32 protein-coding genes and 1 CRISPR repeat array are annotated in these 22,066 nt (G+C 43.0%); of the genes, 3 read left to right on the forward strand and 29 right to left on the reverse strand.

The window, feature by feature from the left end; genetic code table 11:
• Positions 1–227: 227 nt before the first annotated feature.
• From cas9 to cas2, 3 genes are all read left to right on the forward strand, one after another.
• Complete coding sequence (gene cas9 / locus ACTHSN_RS07800) at positions 228–3,473, forward strand: type II CRISPR RNA-guided endonuclease Cas9 (protein ID WP_070461271.1); 3,246 nt, start codon at positions 228–230, stop codon at positions 3,471–3,473.
• A 66-nt stretch (positions 3,474–3,539) separates the two neighbouring features.
• Positions 3,540–4,454, forward strand: coding sequence for a type II CRISPR-associated endonuclease Cas1 (cas1, locus tag ACTHSN_RS07805; protein WP_070461272.1), 915 nt, complete (start codon positions 3,540–3,542; stop codon positions 4,452–4,454).
• Positions 4,447–4,773 carry a CRISPR-associated endonuclease Cas2 gene (gene cas2, locus ACTHSN_RS07810; RefSeq protein WP_070461273.1) on the forward strand — a complete coding sequence of 109 codons (327 nt, stop codon included), beginning with the start codon at positions 4,447–4,449 and terminating at the stop codon, positions 4,771–4,773. Before cas1 ends, cas2 begins: the two co-directional genes overlap by 8 nt.
• A gap of 63 nt (positions 4,774–4,836) precedes the next feature.
• A CRISPR array of direct repeats spans positions 4,837–5,204; the repeat unit is 36 nt; unit sequence ATTGTAGCACTGCGAAATGAGAAAGGGAGCTACAAC.
• A gap of 207 nt (positions 5,205–5,411) precedes the next feature.
• On the opposite strand, the gene ACTHSN_RS07815 is transcribed toward cas2, so the two are convergent.
• From ACTHSN_RS07815 to rplN, 29 genes are all read right to left on the reverse strand, one after another.
• The gene (locus ACTHSN_RS07815; RefSeq protein WP_070461274.1) at positions 5,412–6,386 is read right to left on the reverse strand and encodes an IS110 family transposase; all 975 of its coding nucleotides are present in this window, start codon (positions 6,384–6,386) and stop codon (positions 5,412–5,414) included.
• Positions 6,387–6,747: 361 nt separating this feature from the next.
• Positions 6,748–7,926: a zonular occludens toxin domain-containing protein gene (locus tag ACTHSN_RS07820; protein ID WP_070461275.1), complete on the reverse strand. Its 1,179-nt coding sequence runs from the start codon at positions 7,924–7,926 to the stop codon at positions 6,748–6,750.
• 2 nt (positions 7,927–7,928) lie between these two features.
• A complete protein-coding gene (locus ACTHSN_RS07825; RefSeq protein WP_070461276.1) occupies positions 7,929–8,210 on the reverse strand; it encodes a DUF2523 family protein in 282 nt (93 codons plus the stop codon).
• Between the two features lie 8 nt (positions 8,211–8,218).
• Positions 8,219–9,730 carry an IgG-binding virulence factor TspB family protein gene (locus tag ACTHSN_RS07830; RefSeq protein ID WP_083290054.1) on the reverse strand — a complete coding sequence of 504 codons (1,512 nt, stop codon included), beginning with the start codon at positions 9,728–9,730 and terminating at the stop codon, positions 8,219–8,221.
• On the reverse strand, positions 9,684–9,977 hold the full coding sequence (locus ACTHSN_RS07835) for a hypothetical protein (RefSeq protein WP_063068744.1): 294 nt from the start codon (positions 9,975–9,977) through the stop codon (positions 9,684–9,686). The genes ACTHSN_RS07830 and ACTHSN_RS07835 overlap by 47 nt, the downstream gene beginning before the upstream one ends.
• A 112-nt stretch (positions 9,978–10,089) precedes the next feature.
• Positions 10,090–10,401 carry a hypothetical protein gene (locus tag ACTHSN_RS07840; protein ID WP_070461277.1) on the reverse strand — a complete coding sequence of 104 codons (312 nt, stop codon included), beginning with the start codon at positions 10,399–10,401 and terminating at the stop codon, positions 10,090–10,092.
• 15 nt (positions 10,402–10,416) lie between these two features.
• Positions 10,417–10,659 carry a hypothetical protein gene (locus ACTHSN_RS07845; protein ID WP_070461278.1) on the reverse strand — a complete coding sequence of 81 codons (243 nt, stop codon included), beginning with the start codon at positions 10,657–10,659 and terminating at the stop codon, positions 10,417–10,419.
• Positions 10,660–10,895: 236 nt separating this feature from the next.
• The gene (locus ACTHSN_RS07850) at positions 10,896–11,099 is read right to left on the reverse strand and encodes a hypothetical protein (protein WP_070461279.1); all 204 of its coding nucleotides are present in this window, start codon (positions 11,097–11,099) and stop codon (positions 10,896–10,898) included.
• A 17-nt stretch (positions 11,100–11,116) separates the two neighbouring features.
• A complete protein-coding gene (locus tag ACTHSN_RS07855) occupies positions 11,117–11,428 on the reverse strand; it encodes a hypothetical protein (protein WP_070461280.1) in 312 nt (103 codons plus the stop codon).
• Positions 11,429–11,449: 21 nt separating this feature from the next.
• Positions 11,450–12,790, reverse strand: a complete 1,341-nt coding sequence (locus tag ACTHSN_RS07860) for a replication initiation factor domain-containing protein (RefSeq protein ID WP_070461281.1) — start codon at positions 12,788–12,790, stop codon at positions 11,450–11,452.
• Entirely contained in the window at positions 12,787–13,005 is a 219-nt protein-coding gene (locus ACTHSN_RS07865) for a hypothetical protein (RefSeq protein WP_070461282.1), read from the reverse strand. The genes ACTHSN_RS07860 and ACTHSN_RS07865 overlap by 4 nt, the downstream gene beginning before the upstream one ends.
• A gap of 414 nt (positions 13,006–13,419) precedes the next feature.
• Complete coding sequence (gene rplQ, locus ACTHSN_RS07870) at positions 13,420–13,794, reverse strand: 50S ribosomal protein L17 (protein WP_003684792.1); 375 nt, start codon at positions 13,792–13,794, stop codon at positions 13,420–13,422.
• Between the two features lie 24 nt (positions 13,795–13,818).
• Complete coding sequence (locus tag ACTHSN_RS07875; protein ID WP_003684706.1) at positions 13,819–14,805, reverse strand: DNA-directed RNA polymerase subunit alpha; 987 nt, start codon at positions 14,803–14,805, stop codon at positions 13,819–13,821.
• Positions 14,806–14,830: 25 nt separating this feature from the next.
• The gene (gene rpsD / locus ACTHSN_RS07880) at positions 14,831–15,451 is read right to left on the reverse strand and encodes a 30S ribosomal protein S4 (RefSeq protein WP_003749296.1); all 621 of its coding nucleotides are present in this window, start codon (positions 15,449–15,451) and stop codon (positions 14,831–14,833) included.
• 19 nt (positions 15,452–15,470) lie between these two features.
• A complete protein-coding gene (gene rpsK / locus ACTHSN_RS07885; RefSeq protein WP_002216249.1) occupies positions 15,471–15,866 on the reverse strand; it encodes a 30S ribosomal protein S11 in 396 nt (131 codons plus the stop codon).
• A 19-nt stretch (positions 15,867–15,885) separates the two neighbouring features.
• On the reverse strand, positions 15,886–16,248 hold the full coding sequence (rpsM, locus tag ACTHSN_RS07890; protein WP_003749295.1) for a 30S ribosomal protein S13: 363 nt from the start codon (positions 16,246–16,248) through the stop codon (positions 15,886–15,888).
• 67 nt (positions 16,249–16,315) lie between these two features.
• Positions 16,316–16,429, reverse strand: a complete 114-nt coding sequence (gene rpmJ, locus ACTHSN_RS07895; protein ID WP_003697674.1) for a 50S ribosomal protein L36 — start codon at positions 16,427–16,429, stop codon at positions 16,316–16,318.
• 18 nt (positions 16,430–16,447) lie between these two features.
• Positions 16,448–16,666 (reverse strand): translation initiation factor IF-1, encoded by a 219-nt coding sequence (gene infA, locus ACTHSN_RS07900; RefSeq protein ID WP_003684714.1) that lies wholly within the window; start codon positions 16,664–16,666, stop codon positions 16,448–16,450.
• A gap of 4 nt (positions 16,667–16,670) precedes the next feature.
• Positions 16,671–17,984 (reverse strand): preprotein translocase subunit SecY, encoded by a 1,314-nt coding sequence (gene secY / locus ACTHSN_RS07905; protein ID WP_070461283.1) that lies wholly within the window; start codon positions 17,982–17,984, stop codon positions 16,671–16,673.
• Positions 17,985–17,997: 13 nt separating this feature from the next.
• The gene (gene rplO, locus ACTHSN_RS07910; protein WP_070461284.1) at positions 17,998–18,432 is read right to left on the reverse strand and encodes a 50S ribosomal protein L15; all 435 of its coding nucleotides are present in this window, start codon (positions 18,430–18,432) and stop codon (positions 17,998–18,000) included.
• 1 nt (position 18,433) lies between these two features.
• Positions 18,434–18,619, reverse strand: coding sequence for a 50S ribosomal protein L30 (gene rpmD / locus ACTHSN_RS07915; RefSeq protein ID WP_003684808.1), 186 nt, complete (start codon positions 18,617–18,619; stop codon positions 18,434–18,436).
• A complete protein-coding gene (gene rpsE, locus ACTHSN_RS07920) occupies positions 18,612–19,130 on the reverse strand; it encodes a 30S ribosomal protein S5 (RefSeq protein ID WP_003684704.1) in 519 nt (172 codons plus the stop codon). The genes rpmD and rpsE overlap by 8 nt, the downstream gene beginning before the upstream one ends.
• 17 nt (positions 19,131–19,147) lie before the next feature.
• Positions 19,148–19,501, reverse strand: a complete 354-nt coding sequence (gene rplR, locus ACTHSN_RS07925; RefSeq protein ID WP_003749287.1) for a 50S ribosomal protein L18 — start codon at positions 19,499–19,501, stop codon at positions 19,148–19,150.
• 13 nt (positions 19,502–19,514) lie between these two features.
• Complete coding sequence (gene rplF / locus ACTHSN_RS07930) at positions 19,515–20,048, reverse strand: 50S ribosomal protein L6 (protein ID WP_070461285.1); 534 nt, start codon at positions 20,046–20,048, stop codon at positions 19,515–19,517.
• A 13-nt stretch (positions 20,049–20,061) separates the two neighbouring features.
• Positions 20,062–20,454, reverse strand: a complete 393-nt coding sequence (gene rpsH, locus ACTHSN_RS07935; RefSeq protein WP_003684738.1) for a 30S ribosomal protein S8 — start codon at positions 20,452–20,454, stop codon at positions 20,062–20,064.
• Positions 20,455–20,468: 14 nt separating this feature from the next.
• A complete protein-coding gene (gene rpsN / locus ACTHSN_RS07940; RefSeq protein WP_003684736.1) occupies positions 20,469–20,774 on the reverse strand; it encodes a 30S ribosomal protein S14 in 306 nt (101 codons plus the stop codon).
• A 2-nt stretch (positions 20,775–20,776) separates the two neighbouring features.
• Positions 20,777–21,316 carry a 50S ribosomal protein L5 gene (gene rplE, locus ACTHSN_RS07945; protein WP_003684750.1) on the reverse strand — a complete coding sequence of 180 codons (540 nt, stop codon included), beginning with the start codon at positions 21,314–21,316 and terminating at the stop codon, positions 20,777–20,779.
• A 9-nt stretch (positions 21,317–21,325) separates the two neighbouring features.
• On the reverse strand, positions 21,326–21,649 hold the full coding sequence (gene rplX / locus ACTHSN_RS07950) for a 50S ribosomal protein L24 (RefSeq protein WP_003684754.1): 324 nt from the start codon (positions 21,647–21,649) through the stop codon (positions 21,326–21,328).
• 11 nt (positions 21,650–21,660) lie between these two features.
• On the reverse strand, positions 21,661–22,029 hold the full coding sequence (gene rplN / locus ACTHSN_RS07955) for a 50S ribosomal protein L14 (RefSeq protein WP_002215434.1): 369 nt from the start codon (positions 22,027–22,029) through the stop codon (positions 21,661–21,663).
• Between the last annotated feature and the right edge of the window lie 37 nt (positions 22,030–22,066).

Below are 22,066 nucleotides of genomic sequence, written 5' to 3' on the forward strand. Positions count from 1 at the left end.
TGCCATTTAGACAAAACGATGCCCCTTAAAGCAGAAGCCTTAAGGGGCAGAGCGTTGCGGCACATCTTTTCAGACGGCCTTATTGTAGCAACGTTTCTCATTTCGCAGTGCAACAATATGGACAGATTCTAATTCCAAATCGGTACCTAGTCAAGTATTTCATTTGCATGGTAATACTTACCTAGGATATATTTATACTTACCAAACATCATATTACGGAGAAACTGATGGCTACATTCAAACCCAATCCAATCAACTACGTCCTCGGCCTCGATATCGGCATCGCATCCGTCGGCTGGGCGATGGTAGAAATTGACGAAGAAGAAAACCCCATACGCCTGATTGATTTGGGCGTGCGCGTATTTGAGCGGGCCGAAGTACCAAAAACAGGCGACTCTCTCGCAGCGGTAAGACGCTTAGCACGCAGCGTCCGCCGCCTGACCCGCCGTCGCGCCCACCGCCTGCTTCGGGCCCGTCGCCTATTGAAACGCGAGGGCGTATTACAGGCTGCCGATTTTGATGAAAACGGCTTGATTAAATCCTTACCGAATACACCATGGCAACTTCGCGCAGCCGCATTAGACCGCAAACTGACGCCTTTGGAGTGGTCGGCAGTCTTGTTGCATTTAATCAAACATCGCGGCTATTTGTCGAAACGGAAAAATGAAGAGCAAACTGCCGATAAGGAGCTTGGGGCTTTGCGTGCAGGTATGAAGAGTAACACTCAAGCCTTAAAGACAGGCAATTTCCGCACTCCGGCCGAATTGGCTTTAAATAAATTTGAAAAAGAAAGCGGCCATATCCGCAACCAGCGCGGCGATTATTCGCATACGTTCAGCCGCGAAGATTTACAGGTGGAGCTGGTTTTGCTGTTTGAAAAACAAAAAGAATTCGGCAATCCGCATGTTTCAGACGGCCTTAAAGAAGGTATTGAAACCCTGCTGATGGCGCAACGCCCTGCTCTGTCCGGCGATGCCATTCAAAAAATGTTGGGGCATTGCACCTTCGAACCGACAGAGCCGAAAGCCGCTAAAAACACCTACACAGCCGAACGTTTCATCTGGCTGACCAAGCTGAACAACCTGCGTATTTTAGAGCAAGGCAGCGAGCGGCCATTGACCGATACCGAACGCACCATACTTATAAATCAGCCGTATAAAAAGAAACTGACTTACGCACAAGCCCGTAAGCTACTGGGTTTAGAAGATACCGCCTTTTTCAAAGGATTACACTATGGTAAAGACAATGCCGAAACCTCAACATTGATGGAAATAAAGGCCTACCATGCCATCAGCCGTGCGCTGGAAAAAGAAGGATTGAAAGACAAAAAATCCCCATTAAACCTTTCTCCCGAATTACAAGATGAAATCGGCATGGCATTCTCCCTATTCAAAACCGATGAAGACATTACAGGCCGTCTGAAAGACCGTGTTCAGCCCGAAATCTTAGAAGCGCTGTTGAAACACATCAACTTCGACAAGTTCGTCCAAATTTCCTTGAAAGCATTGCGCCGAATTGTGCCTCTAATGGAGCAAGGCAAACGTTACGATGAAGCCTGCGCCGAAATCTACGGAGACCATTATGGCAAGAAGAATACGGAAGAAAAGATTTATCTGCCGCCCATCCCTGCCGACGAAATCCGCAACCCCGTCGTCTTGCGCGCCTTATCTCAAGCACGTAAGGTCATTAACGCCGTTGTACGCCGTTACGGCTCCCCTGCGCGTATCCATATTGAAACGGCAAGGGAAGTAGGCAAATCGTTTAAAGACCGCAAAGAAATCGAAAAACGCCAAGAAGAAAACCGTAAAGACCGGGAAAAAGCCGCCGCTAAATTCCGAGAGTATTTCCCCAATTTTGTCGGCGAACCCAAATCCAAAGATATTCTGAAACTGCGCCTGTACGAGCAACAACACGGCAAATGCCTGTATTCGGGCAAAGAAATCAACCTAGGCCGTCTGAACGAAAAAGGCTATGTCGAAATCGACCATGCCCTGCCGTTCTCGCGCACATGGGACGATAGTTTCAACAATAAAGTGCTGGTATTGGGCAGCGAAAACCAAAACAAAAGCAACCAAACCCCTTACGAATACTTCAACGGCAAAGACAACAGCCGCGAATGGCAGGAATTTAAAGCGCGTGTTGAAACCAGCCGTTTTCCTCGCAGTAAAAAACAACGGATTCTGCTGCAAAAATTCGACGAAGACGGCTTTAAAGAACGCAATCTGAACGATACGCGCTACGTCAACCGTTTCCTGTGCCAATTTATTGCTGACCGTATGCGGCTGACAGGTAAAGGGAAAAGACGTGTCTTTGCATCCAACGGACAAATTACCAATCTGTTGCGCGGCTTTTGGGGATTACGCAAAGTGCGTGCGGAAAACGACCGCCATCACGCCTTGGACGCCGTCGTCGTTGCCTGCTCAACCGTTGCCATGCAGCAGAAAATTACCCATTTTGTACACCATAAAGAGATGAACGCGTTTGACGGGAAAACCATAGATAAAGAAACAGGAGAAGTGCTGCATCAAAAAACACACTTCCCGCAACCTTGGGAATTTTTCGCACAAGAAGTCATGCTTCGCGTCTTCGGCAAACCGGACGGCAAACCCGAATTTGAAGAAGCCGATACCCCAGAAAAACTGCGCGCGTTGCTTGCCGAAAAATTATCATCTCGCCCCGAAGCCGTACATGAATACGTTACGCCACTGTTTGTTTCACGCGCGCCCAATCGGAAGATGAGCGGTGCACATAAAGATACTTTGAGATCTGCTAAACGATTTGTTAAACATAATGAAAAAATTAGTGTTAAACGAGTATGGTTAACCGAAATCAAGTTGGCCGACCTTGAAAATATGGTTAATTATAAAAATGGTAGGGAGATTGAATTATATGAGGCTCTTAAGGCACGTTTAGGGGCATATGGAGGTAATGCTAAACAAGCATTTGACCCTAAGGACAATCCGTTTTATAAAAAGGGGGGACAACTGGTTAAAGCTGTGAGGGTCGAAAAAACCCAAGAGAGCGGAGTCTTATTAAACAAAAAAAATGCTTATACCATTGCAGATAATGGAGACATGGTACGTGTTGATGTGTTCTGTAAAGTGGATAAGAAAGGAAAAAATCAGTATTTTATTGTTCCCATCTATGCTTGGCAGGTTGCTGAAAACATTCTTCCCGATATTGATTGTAAAGGATACCGGATTGATGATAGCTATACATTCTGTTTTAGCTTGCATAAGTATGATCTGATTGCTTTTCAGAAAGATGAAAAATCTAAAGTAGAATTCGCCTACTATATCAACTGTGATAGCTCTAATGGACGATTCTATTTAGCTTGGCATGATAAAGGCTCTAAAGAACAGCAATTCCGTATTAGTACCCAAAATCTTGTATTGATGCAAAAATACCAAATCGATGAACTGGGCAAAGAAATCAGACCATGCCGTCTGAAAAAACGCCCGCCTGTCTGCTAAATTAATCTATCCCTGTTTCAGACGGCCTGAAGCAGGGATTTTTTATATCAAAATAAGGGGAAAAACATGACTTGGCGCAGCCTGCTCATTCAAAATGGCGGCAAACTATCCTTGCAATGCCGGCAACTGCTGATTCAACAAAACGGCGAGTCCCATACCGTACCATTAGAAGACATCGCCGTTATCATCATCGAAAACCGCGAAACCCTGATTACTGCCCCGCTCCTATCAGCCTTAGCCGAACATGGCTCAACCCTGCTGACATGTGACGAACAGTTCCTACCCTGCGGACAATGGCTGCCTTATGCCCAATATCACCGCCAACTTAAAATCCTCAAGCTGCAGCTGAATATAAGCGAACCCTTAAAAAAGCAACTCTGGCAACATATCATCCGCCAAAAAATCCTAAATCAAGCATTTGTCGCAGACGAAACAGGCAATGATCTTGCCGCCAAACGGCTGCGCACTTTGGCAGTCGAAGTCCGTTCGGGCGATACAGGAAACCGTGAAGCCCAAGCTGCCGCCCTCTACTTCCAAGCCCTCTTTGGAGAAAAGTTTACTCGCAATGACAACAATGCCGTCAATGCCGCATTGAACTACACCTACGCCGTACTCCGTGCAGCAGTTGCACGCGCCCTGACTTTATATGGATGGTTGCCTGCATTAGGCTTGTTTCATAGAAGCGAACTAAATCCATTCAACCTCGCCGATGACTTTATCGAACCCTTACGCCCATTGGCCGACCTGGTCGTTATACATTTGCATGAACAAGGCCGTCTGAAAACTGATCTGACCTCCAATCTCAAACAAAACCTTATCAAGACCCTTCACTGTCAAATCTGTATCAAACGACAACATTTCAGCACCTTGGCTGCCATAGACAAAATGATTTCCTCATTTCAAGCCAGCGTAACCGATAAAAACGCCAAACAGCTGAAACTGCCTGAAATCTTGCCATTGAAAGAATACCAATATGAGTGAGGCCAAATTTATGAGGATTATCGTCTTCTTCGACCTACCGGTCACCACAACGGCAAAGCGCAAAGCCGCCAATCAATTCCGCCAGTTTCTATTAAAAGATGGATACCAAATGCTCCAACTTTCTGTATACAGCCGTATTGTCAAAGGTCGAGACTCGTTACAAAAACACCACAATAGGCTATGTGCAAACCTACCGCAAGAAGGTTCAATCCGCTGTTTGGAAGTAACAGAAAAGCAATATGCCACCATGAAACTGCTGTTGGGAGAGCTGAAAACCCAAGAAAAAAGGGTAAATTCCGACCAACTATTATTATTTTAAGCTCATTTTATTAGACAAAATAAAACGGGAAACCCTTATAGAATAAGGATTTCCCATCGAAGTATTGTAGCACTGCGAAATGAGAAAGGGAGCTACAACGGCTATCGCCGAGCAGAACGCGTCTGCTATATTGTAGCACTGCGAAATGAGAAAGGGAGCTACAACTACCGGCAGGCAAGTTCGGGTGTACCACGATATTGTAGCACTGCGAAATGAGAAAGGGAGCTACAACTGACTGCTGACCGCTTATCACGAGTTGCTCTATTGTAGCACTGCGAAATGAGAAAGGGAGCTACAACTCTTTGCGGTCAACAATATCGCCTGTTTGCATTGTAGCACTGCGAAATGAGAAAGGGAGCTACAACGCCGTAAAATATTTATTCACGGTATCCCTGATTGTAGCACTGCGAAATGAGAAAGGGAGCTACAACATGCCAAGACAGAAACAGTAAATTTATCTTATTGTAGCACTGCGAAATGAGAAAGATGCTACTTTAACATGCAATAGTAATTTACTGTCATTTTTGTATATTATTGTTTTTCCTGTTTATTTAGTTTTGCAATTTTTACAGAATGCAATTGGCCGCGCGAATATTTTACGATTATCCGCGTAGCTTTTGCGTTTTTGTTAAGGCTCTTTACGCTTGTTTGTACCGACTCGGATCGAAGTCGGTTTGGTTTTTGTGCAGATGATAGGCAATGACGAGTAGTTTTCTCATCAGGGCGCAGATAATAACCATCTTGGGCTTTTTGGCTTTTTGCAGTCTTTTGGTGAAGTCGGGAAAGTAATTTTGACGCATGGCTACCATGGCGGCCATGAAGAGGGCGCCGCGTAGTTTTCTGTTGCCATACCTTGTCAGCTTTTCTTTGCCGTTGACGCTTGTCCCTGATTTTTTCTGTTGCGGGCTCATGCCAGCGAATGCTGTAAAGTGGTTGGCGTTTTTGAAATGTGCGGTAAGGAGATGAACGGTTAGGTATATAGCCGTTGTTTGGCCGACTGATGGGATGGTTTGTAGGCGTTTGGCGGTTTCTTGAATGGCTTTGTCTGCTTTGGCCGTTTGTTTGATTTGGCCGTCCACGTCTTGCAGATGCTGGTTGAGTTCGTCTATCTGCTTTTGGTGGATTTGTTGTACAAAGCTGTCTTTTGCTGCTTTCAGCCTGTTTTTTTGTGCTGTCAGCTGTTCTTTCAGTTGGTTTTGCAGGCTCAACAGGCGTTTGAGGCTTTGGATGTTTTCAGACGGCCTTTTGTGCTTGGGTAGGTCTTTTGCTAGGGCGTTTTGACCAAATTCTGCTATTAGTTTTGCGTCTTGTTTGTCGGTTTTTGTTCGATTAAAACGGTAATCGGCATACCGTTTGATTTTTAGGGGATTGATAACGGAAACATGGTAATCATCGGCGAGGTTGTCGGCGACGGCTTCGTAGTAGTTGCCGGTGGCTTCCATGATGATGTAAATGTTTTGGCCGTCTTCGATACTTTGGCCGTTTATCCAATTTTTCAGGCTTTCTATGCCGTCTTGGTTGTTTTGGAACTTCTTATAGGCCGTTTGGCCGTCTATTAATGCGACTGCGTCAAATGTTTCTGCGGATATGTCGAGTCCTACGGTATTTCTCATATTTTTTCCCTTACTATGCAGGCTCTTGGCCTTTGATGCTACTCAAATTAAATATGAAAAAATCCGCCGTCCTTATCTTTCTCCCAATCTTGATGATTCGGGAACTTTCAGGCTCGGCGGATGTTGTCAGGGTTAGCTAGACCGCTGACGTTTTGAGTATATCAGATGTTTCAATCTCTTTGCTTTTCTATTCTTTCTTTTCTAAAATTGCGCTCTGCCGCGCGGCCATTGCTACTTGCTTCCTTTAAAAATCGCGGGATTTAGGTTTCTGCTCTTTAGATAGGTTTTTACGCCGCGCTTTTTAAAGGAATCAAGCAGCTTTTATTTAAAGGCCGTCTGAACTGGTTTCAGACAGCCTTTGTCATTGCGCGGATTCGACTACCGCGCCGCTTTGCGGTGTGAACTTTGCGCCTGCTTCTACATATCCGTCATACATAAGGTTTTGAGGGCTTTGGCCGCCTAGTGATGCGACTTGCACGCCTGCGCTAGTATCCGACGCGGATGGCGCTGTCTGCGCTTGGTTTGAGCTGTGGTCGGACTCTTTGTAGGGATTAAACGGCAGGCCATTATGGGCGTAGTCTTTGCACATTGCCTTAGTGATTTCTTTCAGCGGTGTACCTTGCGATGAATAGCAGGTACATCCGCTTTTGCCACCATCAACACAGCCGACGGGGTACTCAAATGTTTTAACTTGTCGGACGCCGTTATAGATGGGTTTACTTTCGGGCTTTTCGGCAAGAACAGGGACAAAATCTTCAGGTTTGAGGTTTTGCCCCTGAATTCCACTTTGCGGCATCATTTCTTTTTGGTTTTCAGGGTCAAGCGGATTTTTGAAACCTGTATCTTCTTTTGCTGCTTCGGCCTTTGCCGTTATTCCTGCTTTTTCTTTATAACCCTGATACATCTTATAGCCCATGAATCCGACCAAACCTAAGATACACGGCAGGATAAACAACATGGCGATTATGATGTAATACCACCTTGATTTGACGTGCGAATGGGCGGTATGCACTTCTGCAGATTTGTAGTATTCAAGAACCTCTTCCCTAATTTTATGCGAACTGGACAAGGCGTTTCTTGATTGCTGTGTCGGGTTTAAAGCTACTTCGTTCCATTCAAGCCTTGTCAGTCCGCCCATTTTGTTTGCAGCTATATGGATATGCTTGTTCACGACTTCGCGCAGATTCACGTCAAGCAGCTTGGGCGATTGTGTGATTAGTATCATGTCGATACCGTAATGGCCGTGAATGTTCAAAAAGGCGACGTTTTCAGGCATTTTTGAACCGCTGGAACGTGTCGGAAACAAATATTGCACTTCGTCATAAATGACAACTGAGCCGATATTCTCTTTCCATTTCAGCCATTCATACATGTCTTCCCAGCTATGACCTTCCGGCGGTTGATGATGGTCTATCAAAAGGCCGTTGATGTTGGAGAAGATTTTACGGCCTTTATAATAGTCATCAAACATAAGCAGTTCGACGGCAAAGGCGGTTTTGCCGATTCTTGGTTTTCCTGTTATCAGGGTAATGGCGGCCATCTTTATCCTTTCTTGCCAAAGCTTAATTTAGACAGAGTTTTAAACGTAACGACAAAAGCGAGCATTCCGAACATGATGTTCAGAACAACGCCGCCACCTGCAATGTAAAAAATTTGGATCGCTCCGGCGGGAACTGCGCCCATACTGCTTATAAACTGATTTTTAAGATTGCTCATAAGGGCATCAAAACCAACATAAGTAATAATAGACACCCCTAAAGCAGTCAGAATGTATTTGACAACATGATTTATCAAATATGGAGCAAGAGCAGCTAAAAATTTCATAAATCCCCCTATGCGTTATTTCTGACAACTCTAGACACGAAGAACGAAGCCACCAGCCAAGCCATAGCGATAATAAAGGGTCTAATCATGGCAGCTAAATTACACGCAGGCTCAAGACTGATTCTGTATTCAGCACCCAATGCCTGAAACGTTACCGGAGCAGGGCATTCGCCATACTCTCTAAAAGTATTGTCAGGTGTGAAGTTCAAATCTATTTGTTCTTCGGGAATCTCTAAATCAGGTTCTTCTTTTTCGGGCAATTCGTCGCAGGCCAAAATATTCGGAAACACTTTACAAAGCAAACCTCCGTCTTCTTTGGGCTTGTCATCCTCTTTAGGTCCTTCATCTTTTTTTGGATCGTCTTTGCTGTCAGGGTCGGGCTTATCGTCGGGTTTTGGATTGTCTTTGCCGCTAGGGCTGTCGTCAGGATCTGGTTTTGGCTTATCGGACGGGCTACCGTCAGGCGTTGGGTCTGGTTGAGAGCCAGGCTTGCCATTTTCTCCCGGTGTAGGTGTTGAGTTGGTTTTAGGAGCTGCAGGGCTGCCCGGTGTGAGGTCGGGACGCGGGGTTGTGATTACCGTTGCGTTTGTTTTGCCGTTTGAATCTTGACCGAAAGTAATGGTAATTTGCACCGGCTTGCCATTTTCGGGAGTGACAGGGCCAATGGTTACAACTGTACCGGCAGGGACTTTGATATTTTCTTTATATTCAGGTTTGCCCGTACCTTCTACAAAAGGGGTAGGATTTCCGTCAATTATAGAAGTGGCAATATTTAAAAATTCATCCTCTTCTAAAATTTTTGTTAAAGCTCTATTTTGAAAATAATAACCATATCGAGATTGTTTACTAGTTTCACAGGCTACTCCATCGAGCCAAAAACAATTTATAAAATAAATACCTGGTTCATTAGGTTTTATGACATTATCAAAATACTTTTTAAATTCTGATTCAACTTGCATTACTAATAATTGTTGAGCTTGTTTTTCACTAACGCCACCTTTACTTAATGCACGCATAACAGATGTATCAACGCCTACACAGGAATCTTTATCAATCGTACATAAAGCATCTTTATAAACTTTTAAATACTCGTTGCTTACATCATTGTATTCATATCCAGCAGATTCAAGAGACGGATTAACGGCCTGATAGGCATCATAAGCATATGAAGCAGCACCAACATAAGGAGCAGCTTTTAAAGCAAGTTTTGCACCTGCTTTTACCAGGCGAAATGCGCCTGAAAGGACGGCTTTTCGAGATACTTGGGCTTCTATCGTTACGGGTACAGTTGAGGCGGAACGGAGACCGGTAGAGGCTTCGCGAACATGAAGTGATTTGTCGAATCTAGACTGATACTCTTGATCAATTCCACCACCAATAATTTTCCAAGGTCTGAAACCATTTTCATTAAATTTTTCAGTCAAAGGATAGGCTAATTTACCGTTTCTAACTTGCAAATCACCAGCAAAAGATTCAAAGCTCAAACCTAATAGAAAAATTATTGTCAAAACCCGTAACATTTATTTCACCATTTCCAATAGTGAAAACTGAATTATCTTTAAATAAAACTTCAAAACATGCCTTATTGAAATTTATTCTATTAAAAAAATTCTGACATTTATCTAAAGAGAATTTTTTCAAATATCCAGTTTCTTCTAAATATGAATAAAATACAAAAGATAAAGGTTTTTCTAAATAGAATTTAGATAATTCATCTAATTCAAATTCAGTTATATAGAAAAAATCCTTTTCATTCTTTTCTAACATAATCCTAACTTTCGTAACGGTTACAGAAAGTCGGGATTATACCCTTTTTGAATATCAAAAAAATATCAGCGATGCCAAACAGACCGCGCCGAATCCGTATAAAAACCAAAAGTCAATCATCTCCACCCCCTTTATTCTCCGTAACTGATTCAATCAACCGTTTTATCATCCTGATACCGAATACAAGCACCAATAAGACTATGAACGGCGCGCCGACCAATACGCCGAATTGTATTTGTTCTGCTATGTCACATTGCGGAAAACTCAAATTGATTTTCTGCTCGTTCAAATACCAGTCTTTGCCGTTTTTGTAAGGTCGGACAAATTTGCCATCCGCCGTTACGGTAGGTAGGACTTGAGACAACACATAATCATGCGCTTCTTCGTTCGATAAAAAGCATTGCAATCCGACGCGATACCCCATGTCCTACCCTTTCAGTTATTTAGCCGTTTTAACCATGCTAAAGGCCATGCGAAAGCCTTGCATCAACACGATAACCGACAAAACGGCAGCACCAATCGCAGATACCATTACGGCAAATTTTGCAATTTCTGCAGCAGCAGTAGTACCAATACCGGACAAATCGACGCCTTCGGCAGCAGCCAGGGCGGAAGCGGTTGTCAGGGCTGTTGCAGCAATAACTTTATTGCCATATTTTTTTGCTACGTTTAAAAGTTTCATAGCGTTTTCCTTTCAATAAAGGTTTATAAAAAAGTGATGCGGTTGTTTTTAGACTGACCGCAAGTCTTTTAACCGTACAGGTACCAAACCGATACAATTAAAACCAGTAGGAAAAAAACCAACCCAACCAAACTTAATTTAAATGATAGGGGTAATTTATTTCTGTTCATAATTATTCCTTGATTGTTGCGGGCTATGTGAAGGTTTGACAGACCGCCCGCCGAGCCTGTTAACTTTTATTCTTCTCTGATATAGAAGCTGAAAACCTGAAAATGTCCGCCAATCTCTTCTAATCCGGCATTGAATGCGTCTTCATAGCTTTCATACTGTCCGGCTTCTTTCAGATTTTGGGTAAATCCGATGTCGCCAAACTGATCGGGGCAGATGAATTCATAGTTTTCCAGTTCCTGAACGATAAATTTTTGCTGATACCTGCTCATATTTCGGCCTTTCTGCCTTAGGCTTTGGGCGCCACGCCTTTCACTTCAAAATCAAGCAGCTTGGGTACTAAGCCTTTGCCGGTAGATTCCATTGAGACGGTTACATTTACGGAACAGGGGAATTTGAGGTTTTTCAGCCGATCGAAATTGTGGCTTTCGCCAAATTTCATGCTGGCAGCGGTAAAGCCTACGCTATTGCCGTTGGCGGGCATGGGGCTGGCGACAAGTACGGTACAGGTGTCGATTTTGTTGCCGTCAATCTCGCCTTTAAACTGTTTAGCGCCCAGGAGCGTGGCGGGGTATGTGGTTACTTGTACTTGATCAAACATGGTTATAGCCTTTCTTTGGTTTTATAAATATTTCCAGTCTTCTAACTGATCTGATATTTGATACTGCTCTTTGTCAAAATCGCGCTCATGCTGTTTCTGCATGTCTTGCGGATACTCGTATTGCACTGCCTGATTTAATTCAAAATCTAAGACTTCGATATTCAGGTCGTTTATGGCTTTTTGCTCTTCATGGATATAAAAAGCGCTGGCTGTGCTGCTGTCGTACTCTTCTGGCTGGAGACCTTTGGGATAGCCTTCAATGCCTTTAGTCAAATCTTTGACGATTTCTTCAGCCGACCAACCGATATCTTTTAAAAAATTGACCCATTTGCCGACTTGCTGCCTTGCGTAAAATTGTTTGTGTTCAAACGTGAGATTGACCTCTTTAACCGTTGAATCCATGCGCTTGGCTTCGCATTTGAATATCTGTTCACAGACGGGATACGCTCCGCCAAGATACGCACCGGCGTGAATCAATATGTCTAATGGTACTTCTATATCTCCGTTTCTGAACTCTGTTTCAAATCGAACCCAAGGGCTTGATTTATCGCCTAACTGCTTGCCTTTTTCATAAATCCGGGTGTATTTGGCGTTGCCGCGTTTGCCGATATAGAAGCTTTTGCCGCTGCCATCTTCGTGTCTCCAAGAAACGCCTTTACATTCGCTTTTCGGGCGGACGTTGTGGCAGTCAAAAAGGCCGTTATCGTGACCGGTTAAAGCCTGCTCGGGCGTGTACTCTCCATTGAAAAAATCATGTGCTACGTCAACCCTTGTTATTTTTGGCCGGACACACTTTTGCAGAAATTCATAAAGCCTGTTTTCCCAACCGGGTTTAGCTGCGGTGCATCCGGTGCCGTTCAACTCTACAAGTATTGTTTCTCTTTGGCCGCCGTAGTGAACTTTGCCGTACTCAACGTTTTTCGGGCCGAGCTGATAACAGGATTGATAGAAGAATTTGCCTTTGTAAGGCAGTTTGGCACTGATGCCGAAGCCTAGAATCTCTTGCAGCAGTTCGCTGTACTTTGTGAGGTACTCTGCGTCTGTTACATAGGCTTTTTGGGTTACTTTGGGTATGGATTCCTCATGTATCGTAAATGTGATCTGGTCGATGAATGCGCCGTCTTCCCTACCGCGTCTTAGCGGAATTTCTATCAAACGGCCTTTTCCGTCGGTTACGTATTGGGAAAAATATTCAAATTCGACTTGATCGGTTTTTTCGGTTTGCTCCCCACTTTGTGGATTAGGTTTTTTTTGCTCCCCCCCTATTAGCCTAGGGGGGGCATTCAACGGCGTGGCCGTTTGCGGCGCGCAAGGCGCGCCCCCACACGCCCCCGCCGTTTCTGCTCTCTCTTCGGCTCTCATGCGTCTGCCTCCCATTGGTTCAAAATAGAACGGACAGCAAGACGGCCATACTCTTCAGCCTGTTTTTCTGTTTTATATTTTTGTTTGGGATTTGTAATAGGAAATGAAACGGTTTCTACAAGCTCATCATCTTTGAAAACGCGGACGATAACGGCTCTTTGTTCTTCAAAACTGTAAAAACTATCTGAATTGACTGTATAAAATGCGATGCACATAAGAAAGCCCCTTCACTGGCTAGAGTTAAAGGGGCTTAAAGTTCTATAAGAAGTGTAAAAAATTGCGCCCCTCGATGGAGCGAAATATATAAGGGAGCTACAACCCGTTTAATCCGTACAAGGAAAAACGAATTATTGTAGCACTGCGAAATGAGAAAGGGAGCTACAACTGATAAAAGAGGCTGCCAACAATATGCCGCATTGTAGCACTGCGAAATGAGAAAGGGAGCTACAACTCTGAAGACGAAGAGGAAGCCCTTAAAGCCATTGTAGCACTGCGAAATGAGAAAGGGAGCTACAACTCTGAGACACAACATAATCAGTCGCTGTTTATTGTAGCACTGCGAAATGAGAAAGGGGCCATCCAAATAAAAAAGCACCACCTAAACAGGTAGTGCTTTCATATTAATGTGCTTATTCAGCAGAATCAGCTGCTTTATCAACCAATTCAACCAATGCCAAAGGAGCATTGTCGCCTTTACGGAAACCGTATTTCAGTACACGAACATAGCCGCCGTTACGAGCAGCAAAGCGTGGACCCAATTCGTCAAACAATTTAACTACAACATCACGATCGCGAGTGCGGTCAAAAGCCAAACGACGGTTTGCCAAAGAAGGTTTTTTGCCCAAGGTAATCAAGGGCTCAACTACGCGGCGCAATTCTTTTGCTTTAGGCAAAGTTGTCACGATGGTTTCGTGAGTCAACAAGGAATTCGCCATATTGCGCAGCATCGCAGCACGGTGGCTGCTAGTACGGTTTAATTTGCGGTTGCCATTACGATGACGCATGTCATTATCCTTTAATCTTCAAACTTACGGCTTTTCTAAGCCTACAGGCGGCCAAGCTTCTAATTTAGAACCTAATGTCAGACCTTTAGAGGCCAACACTTCTTTGATCTCATTCAAAGATTTACGACCCAAATTAGGGGTCTTGAGAAGCTCGGTTTCAGTACGTTGAATCAAATCGCCAATATAGTAAATATCTTCAGCTTTCAGACAATTAGCTGAACGTACGGTTAATTCCAAATCATCTACAGGACGCAGCAAGATAGGATCGATAGGAGGCGCTTTTTCTTCAACCTCTTCAACCGGAGTACCTTGCAGATCTGCAAAAATAGACATTTGGTCAATTAAGATACGTGCGGCACTACGTACAGCCTCTTCCGGATCAATAGAACCATTGGTTTCAATATCCAAAACCAATTTATCCAAATCCGTGCGTTGCTCTACGCGTGCAGGTTCAACTTCAAAGCTAACACGACTGATGGGCGAAAAGCTCGCATCCAACTGAATCGCACCAATCTGTTTGTTCTCATCACGCAATACGCGACGGCCTGAAACAGATTGATAACCACGACCTTGCTCTACTTTAATTTCCATGTCAATTTGGCCATTGTCAGCCAAGTGGCAAATAACATGCTCAGGATTGATAATTTCCACATCGTGTGGCAAATCAATATCACCGGCTACAACTGCACCGGCACCTGTTTTTTTCAAAGTCAACTGAACTTGGTTACGACCGTGAAGCTTGAATACGATACCTTTAATGTTCAAGAGAACATCAACAACATCCTCCTGAACACCATCAATAGTAGAGTATTCGTGCAATACGCCGGAAATAACTACTTCAGTTGGGGCAAAGCCATTCATGGATGACAGTAAGATACGACGCAAAGCATTACCTAAAGTATGACCAAAACCACGTTCAAATGGCTGCATAGACACCTTGGCCCGAGTGGAAGACAAAGTATCTACATCGATTTGACGAGGTTTCAAAAATTCGGTTGTGCTATTTTGCATTTAACTGTCCCTCATTGAGCTAGCATTATTTAGAGTAGAACTCTACCACCAGCTGTTCATTAATATCGCCAGACAATTCTGAGCGATCCGGCATATTTTTGAATACGCCTTCCAATTTGTCGGCATCAACAGACACCCAGCTTGGCAAGCCAATTTGAGTAGCCAGGCTCAATGCTTCTTGGATACGTACTTGTTTCTTAGCTTTTTCACGAACAGCTACAACATCACCTGCTTTAACTTGGAAAGAAGGGATATTAACAACTTGACCGTTTACGACGATAGCTTTGTGAGAAACCAATTGACGTGCTTCAGCGCGGGTAGAGCCAAAACCCATACGATAAACGACATTATCCAAACGGGACTCCAGCAATTGCAACAGCAATTCACCGGTAGAACCTTTACGACGATCAGCTTCCGCAAAGTAACGACGGAATTGGCGTTCTAACACGCCATAAATACGACGGATTTTTTGTTTTTCACGCAATTGCAAACCGTAGTCTGACAAACGTGGTTTTTTCGCACCGTGCTGACCAGGTGCAGAATCCATTTTACATTTTGAATCCAAAGAGCGACGTGCACTCTTCAAAAACAGATCCGTACCTTCGCGACGTGCTAATTTACATTTAGGGCCAATATAACGTGCCATGTTTTAAATCACTCCAATATTAAATACGACGTTTTTTAGGCGGACGGCAACCGTTATGAGGCAACGGGGTAACGTCAGTAATGCTGGTAATCTTGAAACCAAGAGCGTTTAAAGCACGTACAGAAGATTCGCGACCAGGGCCAGGGCCTTTAATGCGGACTTCTAAATTTTTAACGCCATACTCTTGGGCAACTTTACCAGCTGCTTCTGCTGCAACTTGTGCTGCAAATGGTGTACTTTTACGAGAACCTTTAAAACCAGCGCCGCCAGAGGTAGCCCAAGACAATGCATTGCCTTGACGGTCAGTGATTGTAATGATGGTATTGTTGAAAGATGCATGAACGTGCACAATACCTTCGCTTACGGTTTTACGTACTTTTTTACGTACACGCGAAGCTGTGTTTGCTTTAGCCATTAATCAAATTCCTTAAAATTTATTTCTTACCGGCAATCGCTTTGCGCGGACCTTTACGGGTACGGGCATTTGTGCGAGTGCGTTGACCACGACAAGGCAAGCCACGACGATGACGGAAGCCACGATAGCAACCCATATCCATCAGTCGTTTAATGCTCATCGTTACTTCACGACGCAAATCACCTTCAACTTCATATTTAGCAACTTGCTCACGCAAAGCGTCTAATTGAGCCTCGTCCAAATCTTTTGCTTTAGTAGTAGGAGCAATATTTGCTGCCTCACAAATCAATTTAGCACGAGTCGCACCAATACCATAAATAGCCTGAAGGCCAATTACGATATGGGCATTATTAGGGATATTTACCCCTGCAATACGAGCCATATTTTTTCCTTTTTAGGGCAAATTATGTCACTATACCACAAAATCAATAGTTAAGAAAACTAGCTTCTTAACCTTGACGTTGTTTGTGACGTGGGTCAGTACAAATTACGCGAACTACACGATTACGACGAATAATCTTGCAATTGCGACAAATTTTCTTTACAGAAGGTTGTACACGCATTTTATTTCCTTTTATCGTTTATCTTGCTCGGAAAACAATCCGAGCACGGGTTAAATCATAAGGAGTTAATTCAACTGTTACCTTATCACCTGGAGAAATACGGATATAGTGCATCCGCATTTTGCCAGATATATGACCAAGTACTACATGATCATTTTCCAGTTTTACTTTAAATGTTGCATTGGGCAAAGTCTCAAGGATTTCACCCTGCATCTGTATGGTATCTTCTTTAGCCATAAGCCTACTTACGTGACAAAGATTTCATATCTGGACGACTCATCAAGTCTTCATACTGACTACTCATTCGATACGAATTGATTTGCGTCCTAAAATCCATTGTAACGACAACCAAAATAAGCAAAGATGTTCCACCTAAATAGAAAGGAACCTTCAATGCTGTCGTTAAAAATTCAGGTATCAGACAGATTGTAGTAATGTACAAAGCACCAAATAATGTCAGTCTCAGTACCACTTTTTCCAAATATCTAGAGGTTTGCTCACCTGGGCGAATACCTGGCACAAATGCACCACTCTTCTTCAAATTTTCAGCCATCTCTTTAGGGCTAAATACTAAAGCAGTATAGAAATAGCAGAAAAAGATGATAGTTGTGGCAAATAATACAATATATAAAGGCTGTCCGTGTTGCAGCATTGCAGCAACCTTATGAAGAACAGAATTCGTACTATTTGAACCAAACCAACCTAAAAGTGTAGATGGAAATAAAATAATACTGGAAGCAAAAATAGGAGGAATAACACCTGCCATATTTAGCTTGAACGGCATATGAATGCTTTGTCCCGGCATCACTCCAGAGCCAAACTGTCTTTTAGCATAATGCACAGGAACTTTACGCTGAGCACTCTCAAAATAAACTACAGCATAGATCAACAGCAAAATACCAATCACAATTGATACCGCCATCAACATACTCATAGAGCCTTGTTCAGTCAAAGTTAACAACCGAACAATACCGGATGGGATACCCGATACAATGCCTGCTGTAATAATTAAAGAAATACCATTACCAATACCACGCTCGGTAATTTGTTCCCCTAACCACATTAGAAACATAGTACCTGTAACCAAACAGACTACTGTAGAAATATGAAACTCAAGCGAACTCGTTACAACAACACCTTGTTGATAAACAAATGTTGCAACACCAAAGCTTTGCAATACAGCCAATAATACCGTCCCATACCTAGTATATTTCGTAATTATTTTCCTACCAGCCTCACCTTCCTTCTTTAAAGCTTTTAAAGAAGGAACAATTTCAGAAGCAAGCTGAACAATAATCGACGATGAAATATAAGGCATGATACCTATTGCAAATATACTAAAGCGCTCCAACGAACCACCCGAGAACATATTTAACATTCCGAATATGCCGTTTGCAGCGCCTTCGTATAACTTAGCTAATGCAACAGCATCTACGCCCGGTACCGGTATATGAGCACCAATACGGAAAACGACCAAAGCACCTAAAAGGAACACCAGACGTTTTTTCAGATCACCAAATTTGGATAATCCTGATAAAGATTGTTGATTAGCCACTGTAGTGCAAGCCTTATTCTTCTACTTTACCACCGGTAGCTTCAATAGCAGCTTTAGCACCTTTAGTAGCTTTTACACCTTTCAAGGTAACCGCTTTTGAGATTTCACCAGAAGCAATAACTTTTACATTAGAAGCAGTTGCAGGAATCAGACCAGCTTGTTTAAGAACCAAGACATCAATCTCGTTAACAGCAATCAGATTCAATTCACTCAAACGAACTTCAGCATTAGCGGCTGCAGTCAAAGATTTGAAACCACGTTTCGGCAGACGACGTTGCAAAGGCATTTGACCGCCTTCAAAACCTACCTTGTGGAAGCCACCAGAACGGCTTTTTTGACCTTTATGACCACGACCACCTGTCTTACCTAAGCCGCTACCAATACCACGGCCTACACGACGACTAGCGTGAGTAGCACCCTCAGCAGGTTGAATAGTATTCAAAAACATATTAAGACTCCACTTTCAACAAGTAGCTGATTTTATTGATCATACCACGGTTTTCAGGGGTATCCAAAACCTCTACAGTATGTTCACGGCGACGCAAACCCAAACCACGAGCACATGCACGATGAGATTCAATTGTACCGATCAGGCTCTTAACCAATGTAACTTTAATCTTTTTTTGCTCAGTCATGGTTAGCTCCCAAAATATCTTCTACTGTCAAGCCACGTTTTGCAGCAATATCAGCAGGGGTATACAGTTTAGACAAACCGTCTAATGTAGCGCGTACAATATTGTAAGGATTAGTAGAACCATGTACTTTAGCTGAAATGTTATGGATACCCATAGCATCAAATACTAAACGCATTGGACCACCAGCTTTCACACCGCTACCTTCTTTAGCAGGTTGCATAAATACCTTAGTAGCACCATGACGACCAATAACCTCATGATGAATAGTACCGTTTTTCAAAGGCACTTTAATCATAGAGCGACGAGCTTGATCCATTGCTTTTTGAACAGCAACTGGTACTTCTTTTGATTTACCTTTGCCCATACCGATGCGACCATCACCATCACCAACAACAGTCAGTGCAGAGAAAGCCATGATACGGCCACCTTTAACTACTTTAGTCACGCGATTAACTGCGACCATCTTTTCAATCAGGCCGTCACCGCGTTCTTCAATTTCATGTTTTGCCATCTGAAAGTCTCCAAATATTAGAAGCTTAAACCATTTTCACGTGCAGCTTCAGCCAAAGCTTTCACACGACCGTGATATTGGAAACCTGAACGGTCAAAAGCAACTTTTTCAACACCCACTGCTTTAGCTTTTTCAGCAATACGCTTACCAACTACAGCTGCTGCTTCAACGTTGCTACCTGATTTCAGGCTACTACGTACTTCAGCTTCCAATGTAGAGGCTTGAGCCAATACTTTATCACCTTCAGCACTAATTACTTGAGCATAAATATGATTATTGCTGCGGAACACACATAATCTTACCATTTTCAAGTCCGCAATACGCGCACGGGTTTTGCGTGCACGACGGAGTCGGGTTGTATGTTTATCCATTAGTGAACCTCAATTATTTTTTCTTGGCTTCTTTCATCACTACTACTTCACCTACATAACGAACACCTTTACCTTTATAAGGCTCAGGAGAACGGAATGCACGAATTTCAGCAGCGACTTGGCCAACCACTTGTTTATCTGCACCAGTCAAAACGATTTCTGTTTGGCTAGGAGTTTGAACGGAAACACCTTCAGGCATTTCATATACGATTGGATGAGAGAAACCCAAAGACAGGTTCAAAACTTTACCTTGAGCTTGGGCACGATAACCCACACCAATCAATTGAAGTTTTTTCTCAAAACCTTCAGAAACACCCTTAACCATGTTATTAACTAATGCACGAGCAGTACCAGACATAGCATTAGCCTGCTTACTGTCATTTTTTGCAGCAAAAGTCAATTTACCATCGTTCAGTTCAATAGCAACATCGGAATGCAAAGGAAAAGACAACTCACCGTTTTTACCTTTGATAACCAATGCATCTGTTCCGAATTTTACTTCTACACCAGTAGGAACAGTCACTGGGTTTTTTGCGACGCGTGACATTTACTTTTCTCCACTAGGCTACGATGCACAACAACTCACCACCAACACCCTCAGAACGGGCTTTGCGATCAGTCATTACACCTTTAGAAGTACTAACAATAGCGACACCCAAACCATTCATTACGCTAGGGATCTCACTTGATGCTTTGTAAATACGCAAACCTGGACGTGAAACACGTTTAATTTGCTCAATCACAGGACGACCTGCATAGTATTTCAATTGAATTTCCAATACCGGTTTTGCATCAGCAGAAACCGCAAAATCCTCGATATAACCTTCTTCTTTCAGAACTTTTGCAATTGCACATTTCAGTTTAGAAGAAGGCATGGCAACTGCTGCTTTATTAGCACGTTGCGCATTGCGAATACGAGTCAACATATCGGAAATAGGATCATGCATACTCATTATTTATACTCCTATTACCAGCTAGCTTTAACAACACCAGGGATCTCGCCACGCATAGCGATTTCACGGATTTTAATACGGCCCAAACCAAATTTACGGAAAGTGCCACGAGGACGACCTGTTAAAGCACAACGACGACGTTGACGTACAGGTGCTGCATTACGAGGAATGGATTGAAATTTCAAACGTGCTTCAAAACGTTCTTCTTCAGTCGCATTAGCATCATTAATAACAGCGAAAATTGCCTCACGTTTAGCTGCAAACTTTTTCGCCAATGCTTGACGTTTCAGCTCACGATTAATAAGTGCTTTCTTAGCCATGATTATCCTTTAAACGGAAACTTGAACAGTGACAACAAAGCTTTCGCTTCTTCATCAGTTTTTGCAGTAGTTGTAATAGTAATATTCAAACCACGCAAAGCATCGATTTTATCGTATTCAATTTCCGGGAAAATAATTTGCTCGCGAACGCCCATATTGTAATTGCCACGACCATCAAATGATTTACCGCTTACACCACGGAAGTCACGTACGCGAGGCAATGCAATAGTAATCAAACGATCTAAAAATTCAAACATTTGATCACGACGCAAAGTTACTTTGCAACCAACTGGATAGTTATCACGGATTTTAAAACCTGCGATAGATTTACGAGCAACAGTAACAACTGGTTTTTGGCCAGCAATTTTCTCTAAATCAGAAACAGCGTGCTCCATAACTTTTTTATCAGCAACAGCTTCACCTACACCCATATTCAAGGTGATTTTTTCAATACGTGGAACTTCCATTACTGATTTGTAACCAAATTGTTTAACCAATTCAGGAACAACTGTATCTTTATAAAACTCTCTCAAACGAGCCATGTTATCTCCTTATGCTCCAATGATAGAGCCATTTGATTTGAAGAAACGAACGCGTTTAACTTTGCCTTCATTTTCAATCAGCTTAATACCAACACGGTCTGCTTTATTAGTTTCCGGATTCAGGATTGCAATATTAGAAATATCCAAAGGCATTTCTTTAGTAATAATACCACCCTCAATACCACGCATTGGATTAGGTTTTTGATGGCGTTTTACAACATTAACACCCTCAACAACAACTTTATCACCCAATACTCGAACTACTTGACCTTGCTTACCTTTATCTTTACCAGTAATCACTACAACCTGATCGCCTTTAATGATTTTATTCATCGCGCTATTCCTTATAATACTTCAGGCGCCAATGAAACGATTTTCATAAATCGCTCAGTACGCAATTCACGGGTTACCGGACCAAAAATACGAGTACCCAGAGGTTCAAGTTTATTATTCAACAACACAGCAGCATTGTTATCGAATTTAATTAACGCACCATCAGGACGACGCACACCCTTAGCAGTACGAACAACTACCGCATTGTATACATCACCTTTTTTGACACGACCACGTGGGGCTGCATCTTTAACTGCAACTTTAATAATATCGCCAACAGAAGCGTAGCGACGCTTAGATCCGCCTAATACTTTGATGCACATTACGCGACGCGCACCAGAGTTATCAGCCACATCTAAGATGGTCTGCATTTGAATCATATTAGTACCTTTAAATTAACCAACTTAATTTACCACT

It is taken from the genome of Neisseria sp. P0009.S010 (assembly GCF_051958545.1).
Classification (GTDB): Bacteria; Pseudomonadota; Gammaproteobacteria; order Burkholderiales; family Neisseriaceae; genus Neisseria; species Neisseria subflava_A.

What these genes read in the sequence shown, in the direction of transcription:
- cas9 (WP_070461271.1), top strand. Translation starts at nt 228, where the DNA reads ATGGCTACATTCAAACCCAATCCAATCAACTACGTCCTCGGCCTCGAT.
- cas1 (WP_070461272.1), top strand. Translation starts at nt 3,540, where the DNA reads ATGACTTGGCGCAGCCTGCTCATTCAAAATGGCGGCAAACTATCCTTG.
- cas2 (WP_070461273.1), top strand. Translation starts at nt 4,447, where the DNA reads ATGAGTGAGGCCAAATTTATGAGGATTATCGTCTTCTTCGACCTACCG.
- ACTHSN_RS07815 (WP_070461274.1), bottom strand. Translation starts at nt 6,386, where the DNA reads ATGAGAAATACCGTAGGACTCGACATATCCGCAGAAACATTTGACGCA.
- ACTHSN_RS07820 (WP_070461275.1), bottom strand. Translation starts at nt 7,926, where the DNA reads ATGGCCGCCATTACCCTGATAACAGGAAAACCAAGAATCGGCAAAACC.
- ACTHSN_RS07825 (WP_070461276.1), bottom strand. Translation starts at nt 8,210, where the DNA reads ATGAAATTTTTAGCTGCTCTTGCTCCATATTTGATAAATCATGTTGTC.
- ACTHSN_RS07830 (WP_083290054.1), bottom strand. Translation starts at nt 9,730, where the DNA reads ATGTTACGGGTTTTGACAATAATTTTTCTATTAGGTTTGAGCTTTGAA.
- ACTHSN_RS07835 (WP_063068744.1), bottom strand. Translation starts at nt 9,977, where the DNA reads ATGTTAGAAAAGAATGAAAAGGATTTTTTCTATATAACTGAATTTGAA.
- ACTHSN_RS07840 (WP_070461277.1), bottom strand. Translation starts at nt 10,401, where the DNA reads ATGGGGTATCGCGTCGGATTGCAATGCTTTTTATCGAACGAAGAAGCG.
- ACTHSN_RS07845 (WP_070461278.1), bottom strand. Translation starts at nt 10,659, where the DNA reads ATGAAACTTTTAAACGTAGCAAAAAAATATGGCAATAAAGTTATTGCT.
- ACTHSN_RS07850 (WP_070461279.1), bottom strand. Translation starts at nt 11,099, where the DNA reads ATGAGCAGGTATCAGCAAAAATTTATCGTTCAGGAACTGGAAAACTAT.
- ACTHSN_RS07855 (WP_070461280.1), bottom strand. Translation starts at nt 11,428, where the DNA reads ATGTTTGATCAAGTACAAGTAACCACATACCCCGCCACGCTCCTGGGC.
- ACTHSN_RS07860 (WP_070461281.1), bottom strand. Translation starts at nt 12,790, where the DNA reads ATGAGAGCCGAAGAGAGAGCAGAAACGGCGGGGGCGTGTGGGGGCGCG.
- ACTHSN_RS07865 (WP_070461282.1), bottom strand. Translation starts at nt 13,005, where the DNA reads ATGTGCATCGCATTTTATACAGTCAATTCAGATAGTTTTTACAGTTTT.
- rplQ (WP_003684792.1), bottom strand. Translation starts at nt 13,794, where the DNA reads ATGCGTCATCGTAATGGCAACCGCAAATTAAACCGTACTAGCAGCCAC.
- ACTHSN_RS07875 (WP_003684706.1), bottom strand. Translation starts at nt 14,805, where the DNA reads ATGCAAAATAGCACAACCGAATTTTTGAAACCTCGTCAAATCGATGTA.
- rpsD (WP_003749296.1), bottom strand. Translation starts at nt 15,451, where the DNA reads ATGGCACGTTATATTGGCCCTAAATGTAAATTAGCACGTCGCGAAGGT.
- rpsK (WP_002216249.1), bottom strand. Translation starts at nt 15,866, where the DNA reads ATGGCTAAAGCAAACACAGCTTCGCGTGTACGTAAAAAAGTACGTAAA.
- rpsM (WP_003749295.1), bottom strand. Translation starts at nt 16,248, where the DNA reads ATGGCTCGTATTGCAGGGGTAAATATCCCTAATAATGCCCATATCGTA.
- rpmJ (WP_003697674.1), bottom strand. Translation starts at nt 16,429, where the DNA reads ATGCGTGTACAACCTTCTGTAAAGAAAATTTGTCGCAATTGCAAGATT.
- infA (WP_003684714.1), bottom strand. Translation starts at nt 16,666, where the DNA reads ATGGCTAAAGAAGATACCATACAGATGCAGGGTGAAATCCTTGAGACT.
- rplO (WP_070461284.1), bottom strand. Translation starts at nt 18,432, where the DNA reads ATGTTTTTGAATACTATTCAACCTGCTGAGGGTGCTACTCACGCTAGT.
- rpmD (WP_003684808.1), bottom strand. Translation starts at nt 18,619, where the DNA reads ATGACTGAGCAAAAAAAGATTAAAGTTACATTGGTTAAGAGCCTGATC.
- rpsE (WP_003684704.1), bottom strand. Translation starts at nt 19,130, where the DNA reads ATGGCAAAACATGAAATTGAAGAACGCGGTGACGGCCTGATTGAAAAG.
- rplR (WP_003749287.1), bottom strand. Translation starts at nt 19,501, where the DNA reads ATGGATAAACATACAACCCGACTCCGTCGTGCACGCAAAACCCGTGCG.
- rplF (WP_070461285.1), bottom strand. Translation starts at nt 20,048, where the DNA reads ATGTCACGCGTCGCAAAAAACCCAGTGACTGTTCCTACTGGTGTAGAA.
- rpsH (WP_003684738.1), bottom strand. Translation starts at nt 20,454, where the DNA reads ATGAGTATGCATGATCCTATTTCCGATATGTTGACTCGTATTCGCAAT.
- rpsN (WP_003684736.1), bottom strand. Translation starts at nt 20,774, where the DNA reads ATGGCTAAGAAAGCACTTATTAATCGTGAGCTGAAACGTCAAGCATTG.
- rplE (WP_003684750.1), bottom strand. Translation starts at nt 21,316, where the DNA reads ATGGCTCGTTTGAGAGAGTTTTATAAAGATACAGTTGTTCCTGAATTG.
- rplX (WP_003684754.1), bottom strand. Translation starts at nt 21,649, where the DNA reads ATGAATAAAATCATTAAAGGCGATCAGGTTGTAGTGATTACTGGTAAA.
- rplN (WP_002215434.1), bottom strand. Translation starts at nt 22,029, where the DNA reads ATGATTCAAATGCAGACCATCTTAGATGTGGCTGATAACTCTGGTGCG.